General features: G+C 40.8%; 12 protein-coding genes. 9 read left to right on the top strand and 3 right to left on the bottom strand.

The genetic code is table 11. The features are described from left to right. The 3 genes from DTA23_RS06150 to DTA23_RS06160 all read left to right on the top strand — a co-directional run. The coding region (locus DTA23_RS06150) for a 3-keto-disaccharide hydrolase (RefSeq protein ID WP_146753013.1) at positions 1 to 307 on the top strand (307 nt) is incomplete at its 5' end. Between the two features lie 11 nt (positions 308 to 318). Next, on the top strand, positions 319 to 1,734 hold the full coding sequence (locus DTA23_RS06155) for a Gfo/Idh/MocA family protein (protein ID WP_070569442.1): 1,416 nt from the start codon (positions 319 to 321) through the stop codon (positions 1,732 to 1,734). A 450-nt stretch (positions 1,735 to 2,184) separates the two neighbouring features. Next, complete coding sequence (locus DTA23_RS06160; RefSeq protein ID WP_070569445.1) at positions 2,185 to 2,682, top strand: DinB family protein; 498 nt, start codon at positions 2,185 to 2,187, stop codon at positions 2,680 to 2,682. A gap of 29 nt (positions 2,683 to 2,711) precedes the next feature. On the opposite strand, the gene DTA23_RS06165 is transcribed toward DTA23_RS06160, so the two are convergent. Next, positions 2,712 to 3,074 carry a winged helix-turn-helix transcriptional regulator gene (locus DTA23_RS06165; RefSeq protein ID WP_112374178.1) on the bottom strand — a complete coding sequence of 121 codons (363 nt, stop codon included), beginning with the start codon at positions 3,072 to 3,074 and terminating at the stop codon, positions 2,712 to 2,714. A gap of 155 nt (positions 3,075 to 3,229) precedes the next feature. Here DTA23_RS06165 and DTA23_RS06170 point away from each other — a divergent pair, with 155 nt between their 5' ends. Then, complete coding sequence (locus DTA23_RS06170; protein WP_070569448.1) at positions 3,230 to 3,760, top strand: NAD(P)H-dependent oxidoreductase; 531 nt, start codon at positions 3,230 to 3,232, stop codon at positions 3,758 to 3,760. 115 nt (positions 3,761 to 3,875) lie between these two features. Here DTA23_RS06170 and DTA23_RS06175 read toward each other — a convergent pair whose 3' ends face one another. Both DTA23_RS06175 and DTA23_RS06180 read right to left on the bottom strand, forming a co-directional pair. Next, the gene (locus tag DTA23_RS06175) at positions 3,876 to 4,631 is read right to left on the bottom strand and encodes an SDR family oxidoreductase (protein WP_112374147.1); all 756 of its coding nucleotides are present in this window, start codon (positions 4,629 to 4,631) and stop codon (positions 3,876 to 3,878) included. 50 nt (positions 4,632 to 4,681) lie between these two features. Beyond that, positions 4,682 to 5,071 carry a helix-turn-helix domain-containing protein gene (locus DTA23_RS06180; RefSeq protein WP_112374148.1) on the bottom strand — a complete coding sequence of 130 codons (390 nt, stop codon included), beginning with the start codon at positions 5,069 to 5,071 and terminating at the stop codon, positions 4,682 to 4,684. A gap of 236 nt (positions 5,072 to 5,307) precedes the next feature. Between DTA23_RS06180 and DTA23_RS06185 the strand changes: the two genes are divergently transcribed. The 5 genes from DTA23_RS06185 (at position 5,308) to DTA23_RS06205 (ending at position 12,902) form a co-directional block, all read left to right on the top strand. Next, positions 5,308 to 5,988, top strand: coding sequence for a response regulator transcription factor (locus DTA23_RS06185; RefSeq protein WP_046675722.1), 681 nt, complete (start codon positions 5,308 to 5,310; stop codon positions 5,986 to 5,988). 2 nt (positions 5,989 to 5,990) lie between these two features. After that, positions 5,991 to 7,337, top strand: coding sequence for a sensor histidine kinase (locus DTA23_RS06190; protein WP_112374149.1), 1,347 nt, complete (start codon positions 5,991 to 5,993; stop codon positions 7,335 to 7,337). A gap of 90 nt (positions 7,338 to 7,427) precedes the next feature. Beyond that, on the top strand, positions 7,428 to 8,699 hold the full coding sequence (locus DTA23_RS06195) for a TolC family protein (protein ID WP_112374150.1): 1,272 nt from the start codon (positions 7,428 to 7,430) through the stop codon (positions 8,697 to 8,699). Beyond that, the gene (locus DTA23_RS06200; RefSeq protein ID WP_070569459.1) at positions 8,699 to 9,805 is read left to right on the top strand and encodes an efflux RND transporter periplasmic adaptor subunit; all 1,107 of its coding nucleotides are present in this window, start codon (positions 8,699 to 8,701) and stop codon (positions 9,803 to 9,805) included. Before DTA23_RS06195 ends, DTA23_RS06200 begins: the two co-directional genes overlap by 1 nt. A gap of 1 nt (position 9,806) precedes the next feature. Continuing rightward, positions 9,807 to 12,902 (top strand): efflux RND transporter permease subunit, encoded by a 3,096-nt coding sequence (locus tag DTA23_RS06205; RefSeq protein ID WP_112374151.1) that lies wholly within the window; start codon positions 9,807 to 9,809, stop codon positions 12,900 to 12,902. The last annotated feature ends 133 nt before the right edge of the window (positions 12,903 to 13,035 follow it).

The following is a 13,035-nucleotide window of genomic DNA, read 5'->3' on the forward strand; positions in this document are numbered from 1 at the left end:
AAATCGTACCTTGGCATCGCTTTACGATCTCATTACATCCAATCGTGATGATCGCGCGCGCAGACCGATCGGCGAGTGGAATAGAGGTCGAGTTGTTGTTACAGCTGATAACAAGGTCGAACATTATTTAAATGGCATTAAGATGTTGTCTTATGAGCGGGGATCCAAAGCGTTTAAAGATTTAGTTCAGATCAGTAAATACAAAGATTGGGAAAACTTTGGCGAAGCGAAGGAAGGTTTTATTCTTCTCCAGGACCATGGTGATCGTGTTTCATTTCGCAGCATAAAAATTAATACACCGAATTAAGCCTATCTCTTATGAATCATTATTTATCGCGCAGAAGCTTTGTTAAACAGTCCGTTATCGCTGCAGGAGCGGTTATGCTGTCCAATAGTGTATTGGGGAATGTCAATTTGGCCAAACCAAATGAACGTGTCAACTTAGCCTGTGTAGGCTTGGGAAACAGGGCTGCCGACATCATTAAAGAACTCTATAAAACAGGACTCTGTAATATTGTTGCGCTATGTGATGTCGATCTTGGTGCGAAACATACGCAGGAAATTTTGGGTTTGTTTCCCGATGCACCGAAGTTTAAGGATTTTAGGGTAATGTTTGACAAAATGGGAAATCAGATTGATGCTGTAAGTGTCGGAACTCCTGATTTTTCGCATTTTGCCATAACGATGCTTGCACTGGATTTAGGTAAACATGTCTACGTGGAAAAACCAATGGCGAGAACATTCCTTGAAGTCGAACTAATGGCAAATAAAGCTCGGAAAAACCCTAAGCTTGCTACCCAAATGGGAAATCAAGGGCACTCCGAAGCAAATTACTTTCAGTTTAAAGCCTGGAAGGATGCCGGCATTATTAAGGATGTGACACGCATCGATGCGCACATGAATATGCCGCGTAGATGGCATGGCTGGGATGTAAATATAAAGGGTTTTCCTGCCGCAGAAATGATCCCCGAAACATTAGATTGGGATCTTTGGCAAATGCAGACTATTGGCCATAATTATAATAAGGATTTTGTGAATGGTCAATGGCGCTGTTGGTATGATTTTGGAATGGGGGCTCTGGGCGATTGGGGGGCACATATATTGGATACAGCACATGAATTTTTAGATTTGGGGCTGCCTACAGAAGTGTCTGCTGTGAAGCTCGACGGGTATAATTCCTATTTTTTCCCTATGTCTTCAACCTTGAAATTTCATTTCCCAAAAAGGAAAAAGATGCCAGCAGTCGATATCAATTGGTATGATGGACTGGATAATTTGCCACCTATACCCGAAGGCTATGGTGTATCTGGATTGGATCCCAATATTCCTGCACCTAGTACAGGGAAATTGGAACCCGCCAAACTAAATCCTGGGAAAATTATCTACAGCAAGGATTTGATATTTAAAGGTGGCTCCCATGCCAGTACCTTGCAGATTATTCCAGCAACGAAAGCCAAGGAAATGGAGTCTCGGTTACCGGAAGTGCCAAAATCACCGTCAAACCACTTTGCTAATTTCTTGAAAGGTTGTAAAGGCGAAGAAAAAACCCGCTCGGCTTTTGAAATTGCAGGTCCTCTGAGCCAAGTATTTTGCTTGGGTGTAATTGCACAACGCTTAAACAGTAAGTTGATATTGAATACGCAGACAAAAGAAGTGACCAATGATAAGTTTGCCAACGCACTCTTAGCCGGACCTCCACCAGCAAGAGGTTGGGAGCAATATTATAAGATGTAAAGGCCATTAAATGGGTATCTAAAAGAAAGGGCAATGTGAACATTGCCCTTTTTATGTTTGAAATGAAAAGCCTTTATAACCTATCCTGCTTTTAATGGGAAGATGGACGTACTTTTTCTCGATTCGGTGATATGATAAAGGATGATGGAAGATTATATTTTTGCAGTCATTTATAAAAAAAAAGGTTTTCAAACGGGGAGAATGAAAACCTTAAATAACCAATTATAAACCTAAATTATGATGATACAAATGTAAGTGTATTTACTACACTATGCAAATTTATTTTAAAAAATAATTGAATCGACTTTAAACAAGCTATAGGAAGTAGCTATTTTTATAGGAGTAAACTGTATTTTTGACGAAACGGACTGCTATCTGCATTCTTTTTAAACGCTGTAGCTTTATGGATTTTAAAAAGCATCCGCGTAGACTTTTAGCTATTTTAAAAGCATGGAAAATTTAGAAGTATGGATGCGTGGACCTATTGAAGGGGTTCCCGCTCTTCTCCAACCCGTTGCGCATGCACTTTTGCAAGTTGAAGAAGATGTTTTGAAGTATACCGCACAAATATCCTCAGCGCAGCTTTGGACAAAACCGGGTGGCAACGCCAGTATAGGTTTTCACCTGCAACATATTCGTGGAGTAATCGATCGCATGTTTACTTATGCCGAAAATAAATCCTTAACGGATAAACAATTTGACGACCTCCGTCAGGAAGGTCTAGAAAATAGTGCTTTAAGCGTGATATCGCTTGTAGAAAACTTACATCGGCAGATTCAGCAATCTTTGCAAAAACTGGCGTTAATTGATCCGGACACCCTGACTGAAGTGCGTTTTTTGGGTAGAAAACGGATCCCTACGACGTTGATTGGTTTGTTGTTCCACGCTGCAGAGCATGCACAGCGTCATGTCGGCCAATTACTGGTAACAGCACGATGTATGAACTAAAAACAACCTTTCGTTCTGTCAGCTAAAGTCTAAGATTTTTGAACCTGTTGTAACTTCTCTCCCCATTTCCCTAGTTCTCGAATAATTGGTTTGAGTTCATATCCCAGTGCAGTCAGCTCATAAAGTACACGTGCCGGGACTTCTGCATATACAGTACGTTTAATAATGTTATCATCTTCTAGCTTGCGCAATTGTAAGGTGAGTATACGTTCAGTGATACCCGGTAAACATTTTTTGATTTCAGAATAACGTAGCGCGCCATTGATGAGATAGCAGCATATGGCTAGAGCCCATTGACCACCAATCACATTAGCGGCAAAAACTTCGGGGCAATTATGCTCAAGTTGCTTTTTATTTGAAAAGTTCGTGGAGCTCGTCTTGATTTTAGTCATACGCACATTTTTTATAGTACCTAACATTGGGTTACAGATAAGCCAAAATAGGAATTATGTCGCTATTTTTAAATCATAGTCCTGTCGTTTATTAAAACTGCCGCTACGAATCGGCTAAATGTGGTGACTTGTGCATATATAGATACATAAATAAAATGAAAACATTAATAGTCGTTATTCACCCCAATTTTGCTGCTTCCGTCGTAAATAAAAGTTGGGTTAAGGCCTTGGAAAATCAACCTGAGTTGTATGACATCCATCAATTGCACCAAGTCTATGCTGATGGTAAAATTGATGTCTTGGCCGAGCAGAAGATGATAGAGAAATATGATAAAATTGTCTTTCAATTTCCCTTTTATTGGTTTAATTGTCCGCCGTTTTTCAAGCAATGGCTGGATGAAGTGCTTACCTATGGATGGGCTTATGGTAAGAACAGTGGCTACAAATTGGAAGGAAAGAAAATTGCATTAGCAATTTCTGCTGGGATAGACGAGCAGGAGTATAGGGAGACAGGAAAGTATAAATATAGCATGGATCAATTAACAAGTCCTTTTGAAATTACTTTTGATTATGTTAAAGCGGATTATCAAAAACCTTTCGTCTTTTATGGAATTGAAAAAGAGTCATCTACCGCATGGGTAGAAGAGGGCGTGACGCGCTATCTCCGTTTTTTGGAGCAACTCTAGTTAATAAATATCAGGGCTTGTTTATTGTTGCTTAGCTTTTGTGATATACGAATCAATCCAAAGAAATAGGCTTATCAAGAAAGCATCTTTCTCAAGATGCTTTCTCTTTGTTGTTTTACCGTGTTGTATAACCACCATTGGCAAAAATGGTCTGCCCCGTTATCCACCAACCATCGGTGACCAAGAATTCCACCAAAGGCGCAATGTCTTTTATATCGGTTAGCCCACCTAATGCTGAAGCAGATTTATGGTAAGCAACAGCGTCTTCGCTTTCCTGTCCATAGAAAAATGGCGTATCCATTGGCCCCGGGGCTACAGCAGTAACCGAAATTCCCCGTTCTCCAAATTCTTTTGAAGCAGCTCGCGTAAAATGCTCTACTGGAGCTTTCAGTCCTTCATAAGTAGAGTATAATCCCGTATAGGCCGCCAATAATGAGGTAACAATCGTACAGATTTTGCCATTCGCATTCAGTTTTTTACCCGCCTCCCGAATAAAGAAATAAGCAACTTTTGAATTGATGTCACTCATGCTGTCATATTCTTCGACCGTGGTATCCACAATTGGCTTTTTCAATACTTTACCGACCGTATTAATGGCGATATCTACGCCACCAAACTGCTCAATTGCGACATCAAAAAGTTTCGTGATATGCTCAATTTTTGTCAGGTCCGCCTGCACTAATATTGCTTCTGCCCCCGCGGATTTGACAGCTTCCAGAGTTTGTTCAGCGTCTGCTTTGTTATTTTCACTATTGTAATGGATCACCAGCTTTGCCCCTTGAGCCGCAAAATCCCGACTTAATAATCCGCCAAGGTTTTTTGCACCACCAGCGATAAGGACAACTTTTCCTTTTACATCATTTCTTGCCATAATAATTTAAATTTTGATTATAGCAAATCTCACAAATGTTAAGGAACCTCTTATGGTGAACTTTTCGCTTTTTTCAATTGACGAAATTGTGATGGCGACATGCCTTCATATTTTTTAAAAAATTTGGTGAAGTTGGACGGGTCGTGTGTCAGCATCTGTGCAATTTTCGCAATGGTCAGATCGCTATTAATGAGTAGGTCTTTGATACAAGCTAATATTTTTTGTACATAAAAATAGCAGGGGTGATTTCCGGAAGTTTCCTGTATAATCTTGATAAGATGCTTTTGTGAAACACAGAGTATGTTGGCGATATCCTGAAGCTCAATCATATCTATGCTGTCTCCACGAACCAATTCCGCTAAATGACGATCTAAAAAGTTAAAATATTGAATCGTAATCTCTTCACTTCTTTTTCTATTGGAGAGCAATGCTGTGTTCATTTTAATTCCTTTCCGAATTGTTAGGTTAAATATAAACAAATAATACTGGACGTAATATTTTTTACCTGAATAATAGAGAATTCCGCATAATGGACTCGTCAACGTTATAGACAAAGATTTTTATCCTCGACACTGCTCTTGATCACCCGAACGATTAATTTGTAAATTCGTATACTTGTAGAATTCTAAGAGAAATTCGTAATTTTTATAATCCCGCATAAAAATAAACTGAGTATATGCAGATACTTTTAGTAGAAGACGATCGCCGTATTAGCAGCTTTGTTGTTAAAGGTCTAGAAGAGATGGGCCACAAGGTCATTTTGGTTGAATCTGCGGAAGCGGCACGTGAATGGATCAATGCGGATTCATTGGACATTGTCGTACTTGATATAATGTTGCCCGGAATAGATGGTATACAATTTACGAAGATGATCCGATATCGAAAAAATCATATTCCAATATTGATTTTAAGTGCCTTAGGAGAAGTTGAAGATAAAGTCGAGGCCTTGGAAAGTGGTGCTGATGATTTTCTTGTCAAACCCTTTTCCTTTAAGGAATTGGTTAGCCGTATCAAAGCCTTGGTACGCCGCGACAATTATAAAAACGTACCAAAGGATAGCTGCGTAGAAATTCATGATTTAAAAGTGGATCTTGAACGGTATGAAGTCCATAAGAATGGTAAAAATATCGATCTATCACCTAAAGAATTTAAACTGTTGAAGTATCTGATCGAAAATCGCAATAAAACCCTTTCAAGAACAGCGATCTTACAGGCCGTCTGGGGAATTGATTTTGATAATAATACCAATGTTGTCGATGTATACGTTTCTTATTTAAGAGGTAAGATTGATGCGGGGAGTGATACCTCCATTATCAAAACGGTGAAAGGGGTAGGTTATATGCTCACAACGGACTGACCATGAATTTAAAGATTCGACTCACACTCTTTTCTACCTTGGTATTCACCATCATTTTTGGGCTTGCAACGCTAGTCATCTACTGGATATTTTATAATTCTTCTGAACGACATCTGATAAGCTCGCTGGAAAAAAATGCGAAGATAGCCGTTATTTATTACCTTGAAGCGGACGAACAGAGTCCGCTAAAGCACATGGAATCCAAAAATCAATATGAAAGTCTGGTCAAGCGCGCGATGGTAGCCGTTTACAACGCAGCGGGGAAGGTGAGTTATGGTGGTATGCGGTTTGATAATCAAATTAATACAGATTTGCTGAACCAGCTGAAAACAGACAAAACGGTTTATTTTAAAACAGCCGATAGCTTTTATTTTGGTTTGTATTATCCCGATAATCAGGGCGATTTCTTTGTGTTTGTCAAAGAGTCCAGCGCAGATTTTGATCATCAGTTGAACCGTTTACTCATTACGCTTGTCTTTGTTTTTCTCATTGCATTGATTAGTATTGCCTTGTTGTCGGTCTGGCTGAGTAAGTATGCTTATCTGCCCATTCGTAAAGTGATCCAAGAAATTCAGCATAAAGATTTAAGTACCATTCAGGAGCCCTTGACCGCCATAAAAACCAAGGATGAACTCCAGGATCTGATTGAAAGTTATAATGCACTCCTACGTCGGATCAGTGAAAATATGATTATCAGAAAGAACTTTGTAAGTTATGTTTCCCACGAGTTCCGAACGCCTTTAGCGGGTATCCTGGGCTCAATGGAGGTCTTCGGCGCAAAAGTTAGAACGGAGGAAGAATACCGTGAACTGGCCGAAACCATTACCGAGCATGTGAATTTTCTGAATCAGCTTATTGGTAATTTTCTATTACTGACCGAAGATCAGGCCCTGAAACGTTCCCTGGAAACCTTTCGTATCGATGAGATCGTGTGGGACCTTGTACCTAAATTTTCGAGATCATTTGCCGTACCCCTGAAAGTCGATATAGAGGTCGACGAGCCACAATACTTTAATTTTCGGGGCAACAAGATGCTCGTCTCCCTTTCGATCTCTAATTTAATCGAAAACGCACTGAAATATGCAAATGGGCAAGAAGTGCTTATCCGAATGACCAGTGCAGATGGCAGACTGTCTTTACAAATTATAGATCACGGCATCGGTATCCCAAAGGCCGAACTGGAGTCTGTGAAACAGACTTTTTATCGTGGGTCAAATGTAGGTCAGGTGAAGGGAAGCGGCATCGGTCTCTCATTTGCTCAGATCGTTTTTAAGGATCAGGGGGTAGACTTTGATATTCGCTCGAACCATCTGGGAACAACCGTATCACTGCTATTCCCTAAATTCTAATCCTTTTCTAATCTCTTCTAATCAAACTTTAATTTAACCTAAAGTTGCCTGTAATCTCTGTCCGTTAGTTTTGTGGAAATTCAAAATTAAGTGAGAAAGCTACGTATTACATTATTTTTACTTCTTGGCCTGAGTAGCAAACTATTTTCGCAGGAAGCGGTTGAAAGCCGTTTACGAAAATCGGAGATTGAACAGGTGTTCCTTGCGCATAACCTGAGCTTAATGGCACAACGTTTTCATATACAACAGGCTGATGCAGCAGTACTTCAGGCAAAGCTCTGGCCCAATCCAACGATCTCAATCTCAGAGGTCAATCTTTGGAAAAATTCCAGCAGCGAATCCTTTCCTGCGCTGATCGGTCATTATGGTAAATATCAGCAGCTGGCTGTTGAGCTGGAACAGACGATCGAAATGGCCGGGAAACGGAAAAAAAGGGTGCAATTGCAGCTTTTGGAAAAAGAGAATGCCCGGCTTCAATTTGAAGAATTATTGCGGAATTTGAAATATGATCTCCGGAGCCAATGCCTCGAACTACAGATCCTACAGGAAAAAGAACAGTTATACAGTAGTCAGGTCGATATTTTTCAGACCCTAGCGAAGTCCTTTCAAAATCAATGGAAAGAAGGCAATGTGAGTGAAATGGACTATCTCAGGATTGAAAGTGAGTCGATTGCATTTGGGAATAAACTCAACGAAATCCAGCAGGAAAAAATTGCAAAAATGAATACAGTTGCGAGCTATCTAGGAGATAAGGGGACTGCACTTTACATTTCGGATACGATAGGTATGCCACTTTTTCTCCTGGGGACGAAACAGGAATGGAAAATGATGGCCCTGGAAAACCGTAGCGACTATAAAATCATCCACAATACCTGGAAGAAAAGTAATGCGCAGTTGGAAATCGAAAAAGCAGAACGTACACCAGATCTCAAAGTATCGATGAATTATGACAGGGGCGGAAATATCATGCGCGATTTTATAGGCCTGGGTGTTGCTATGGATCTTCCTTTATTTAATCGAAACCAGGGCAATATCAAAGTTGCTCAACTGGAACTTGAGAAAAACAAAGTTGAAATCGCACAATTTCGTATCGATATAGAACGAGAGATCGACTTCCTTTCGGCGCGTTTGAGCAATCTCGAATCGAGCTTGAAAACGATGGATACAGGCTTTGATCGTAAACTGGATGTCGCGCTTGAACGCTATGTCCGCAATTTTCAAGAACGACGGTTGACCATCGTTGAATTTATAGACTTTATCAATAATTACATGGAAAACAAAGAATCAATATTGGAGCGCAGGGCAAAATACCTTCAGTATAAGGAAGAATTGACGTATTTAATCGGAAAGGACATTGTCTAATGAAAGGGAACTTTTTAATGCCACTGACACTCCTGTCCATATGTTTATTGTGGAGCTGTCAATCAACGAAAAATGAAGAGCAGGTTACGCCGCCAACTAAAGGTTTTTGCCTTAGCGCAGATTTCAAAAACCAAATTAAAATTGATTCGATTCAGAAGCGGGCGGTATTTGAACAGATCGCTTTAAATGGGGTCATTCAATACGATCAGGATGAGCTTGCTGCACTAAAGAGCCCGATACCCGGTATCGTGCAGTCTGTCTCCGTCAAGATGGGTGATTATGTGGAGAAGGGACAGATTCTTGTATCGCTTAAAGGGACCTCGGTCAATGATTTAGGAAAGGAGCTGCGTGAGCTGGAGAATAGCAAGCGCTTGGTGGAGAGTAAATTGGCAAGTCTTCGCAGTCTACTGAAAGATGGTATGGCTTCCCAACGGGAACTAGAAGAGATGGAAAGCGAATTGAAAGCCACACAAATCGGAATACGTCATGTAAAGGCCAATATGAACCTGCTCAATGGATCATCAGAAAATGGTCTATTTTACATTCGTGCACCCAAAGCGGGTTATATAGTCGATAAAAAGGTGAGCCCCGGTATGACAGTTGGTGATGATGCCGAGTTACTCTCGGTAAGTAAACTAAATGAAGTATGGGTTTCGGTCAATATTTATGCAAATAATTTACCTTTTGTGAAAAATGGTGCGCCTGTCAAAATCACCACGTTAGCCTATAAAGGGGAATCTTTTGATGGCTATATTGATCAGGTAGCCAATTTCTTCGATCCTGAAGAACGTGTCGTCAAGGCGCGTGTAAAGTTGTTGAACAAAGACCTGAGGTTAAAGCCGGGCATGAGTGTGGATGTATTGGTGGAAAAAGCTGTTTCAGGACAAGAACAGCAGATGCTGGCTATTCCCAAAGATGCCATCATTCTGCATAATAACCAGAATTTCGTGGTGCTGTACAAAAATGACTGTGATCTGTCCGTAAAGCCTGTGGATATTGTTGCTGAGAATGAAACCTATGCTTTTGTCAAAACAGGAATAGCCGAGGGAGATCAGGTGCTGACAGAAAATGAGCTGATTGTATTTGATGAATTGATAAATAGATAGGATGAAGAAAGTTGTACAAAATATTGTGTCGTTTTCATTGAAACACTCCTTGGTCGTCCTATTTTTTACGTTGGCATTATTATTCGGCGGGATATACGCCTACCTGCATACACCGATTGAAGCTTTCCCCGACGTCACCAATACACGGGTCAGGATTATCACACAATGGCCGGGACGTAGTGCTGAAGAAATCGAGAAGTTCGTCACATTACCGGTAACTAAAGAGATGAATACCATCCCAAAGAAAACGGATGTTCGTTCGATCTCCTTGTTTGGCTTATCCGTTGTAACGATCCAATTTGAGGATGGTGTAGCGGACTTTTATGCCCAGCAGTATGCGGGTAATAAGATGCGTTCCATCGATTTGCCGGACGGCGCGGAAAGCTCCATCGAACCACCTTCGGGTGCTACCGGAGAAATTTTTCGCTATGTGGTGAAGAGCAATCTTCCGATTAAAGAAGTCTCTGCCATTCAAGATTGGGTGATCGAAAGGGAACTTGTGGGGGTACCGGGTGTGGCGGACGTCGTGAGTTTTGGGGGGGAGGAAAAGATCTATGAAATAAAGATCAACCCAACTGAGCTGGCGAATTATAACTTGTCGCCACTGGACGTGTATGAAGCCGTATCGCGTTCGAATATCAACGTCGGTGGGGATGTGATCCAGAAAGGAAATCAAGCCTATGTCGTTCGTGGGGTAGGTTTATTGGATAAGATCGACGATATTGGTAATATTTTGATCAAGGTGGTCGGCAATACACCGATTTTAGTCAAACATGTAGCCGAAATAGAACTGGGCGCAAAGCCACGACTTGGCCAAGTGGGACTCAATCAGGAAGATGATCTTGTACAGGGAATAGTAATTATGCTGCGGGGAGAAAATCCTTCGGCTGTCGTCACAAGGCTAAAGGCAAAAATCGAAGAGCTAAACCAACGTATTTTACCCGAAAATGTCAAGATCGAACCCGTTATAGATCGTACTAAACTGGTGAATAATACCGTACATACGGTTTCCAAAAACCTGATAGAAGGGGTTATTCTGGTTTCGATTATTGTCTTTATCTTTTTGAACAACTGGAAGACAACCTTTATTGTTGCCTCGGTCATTCCACTGGCTTTCCTCTTTGCGATTATATTATTGAAAATACAAGGTTTGCCGGCCAATCTGATTTCAATGGGGGCGTTGGACTTTGGACTCTTGCTCGAAGGAACATTGGTAATCGTCGAGACTGTTTTTGTCTCTTTGGAAAAAGAGGCCCATCGGCTTGGGACGGAACGCTTTAATAAAATCTCCAAGCTAGGGATCATTAAGAAAAGTGCGGGTTCCGTAGCGGGGTATATCTTTTTTGCACTATTGATTTTAATTGTCGCACTGACTCCTATTTTCTCTTTTCAAAAGGTGGAAGGAAAAATGTTCTCACCATTAGCCTTTACGCTCGGTTACGCCTTGTTGGGGTCCTTGATCCTAAGTTTGACCTATGTGCCCGCGATGTGTAAATACTTATTAAAAAAGAACATCAAAGAAGATGAAAATAAGATCACTAAAGTAAGCCGTAATGCCATTTTTAAAGGTTTTAAAAAGGCTTTTGACCATCCAAAATGGACATTGTCTATTTTTATGGTTGTCTTGTTCGTCTGTATTTTCCGGTTTAGCCACTATGGTTCCGAGTTTCTTCCAAAATTGAATGAGGGTGCAATCTATGTTCGCGCAACCTTACCCAATAGTGTCAACCTGGAAGAATCGGTGAAGCTGACCAAAACAATGAAAACAAAACTGATGAAGCAGTTTGACGAGATCGACTTTATAATGACACAGACAGGCCGTCCCAATGATGGCACGGATCCAACAGGCTTTTTTAATATTGAATTTAATATTGAATTGAAGCCCGAGGGGGAGTGGAAACGTAAACTTTCCAAAGAGAAATTGATCAGTCAGATGCGGGATAGCCTGCAGACTTTTCCTGGAATCAACTTTGGCTTTAGCCAGCCGATTCAGGATAATGTGGAGGAGTATGTGGCCGGGGTAAAAAGTCCACTAGTTATCAAAATCTTTGGTGAAAACTTACAAGATTTAGAGAATAAGGCCAATAAGTTTGCAGAGTCACTAAAAAAGGTCAATGGCATTACGGATGTCAATGTTTTTAAAAATATAGGTTTGCCAGAACTCCGCATTCAACTGCATGATTCAAAAATGGCTAAATATGGCGTTTCAACCAAAGATGTGCAGTCCGTGATCGAAATGACTATCGGGGGGCAATCTGTGACACATTTCTACGAAAATGAGCGGATCTTTGATGTTCGCCTGCGCTTCCAAAAATCATACCGCGACAACCCCGAGAAGATCGGAAATATCATTATTCCGACGATGAATGATCAGAAAGTACCCCTACGGGAGATCGCAACAATAGATTATCATACCGGGCCGGCATTTATTTACAGAGAAGGGAATTCCCGCTATATTGGTGTTGGCTTCAATATTGAAGGTCGAGATTTGGGAAGCACAATTGCCGATGCGAAAAAACAGATAGAAAGAGATGTGAAACTGTCCAAATCCTATAAGGTCGTCTGGGCTGGTGAATTCGAAAGCAAGGAACGGGCAACAAAACAACTGATGAATGTTGTGCCAATTTCGTTGATTTTGATCTTACTCTTGCTGTATGCCAATTTTGGTAATGTCAAAGATACGCTGATTTCTTCACTGACCCTCGCCTTTGCTTTTATTGGTGGATTCATTTCCTTGTGGATTACTGGAACGACATTTGGAATTTCGGCCGGTATCGGATTTATTATTCTCTTTGGGGTAGCCACGATTGATGGTATTGTCTTAATCGGGATTATGAAAGAAAATCTGTTGAATAAAATGCGCTTGAAACCTGCTATTTATGAAGCTGTCAAAAGCCGGATCAGACCCATCTTAATGATTGCATTAATGGGGGCGATGGGCTTATTGCCAGCTGCACTTTCAAACGGTATGGGGTCTGAAATTCAAAAACCCCTGGCGATTATGATTGTTGGTGGATTGATTATTTGTATGATTCTCTCGTTTTCAGTACTACCTATTGTTTTTTACTTCGCTTATAAGAAGGAGAACCGCGATTAGTTACCCATTTTTAATTATTATATACGATACAAAGGTTGCCTGTCCGACAGTGCAACCTTTGTTATTTTTAACATGCAGCTGTACGTTTCGTAATAGCGATCCAAAGTTGAAGCGAATAGCGATATATCGTTTA

The organism is Sphingobacterium multivorum, from assembly GCF_900457465.1.
GTDB classification, from domain to species: domain Bacteria; phylum Bacteroidota; class Bacteroidia; order Sphingobacteriales; family Sphingobacteriaceae; genus Sphingobacterium; species Sphingobacterium multivorum.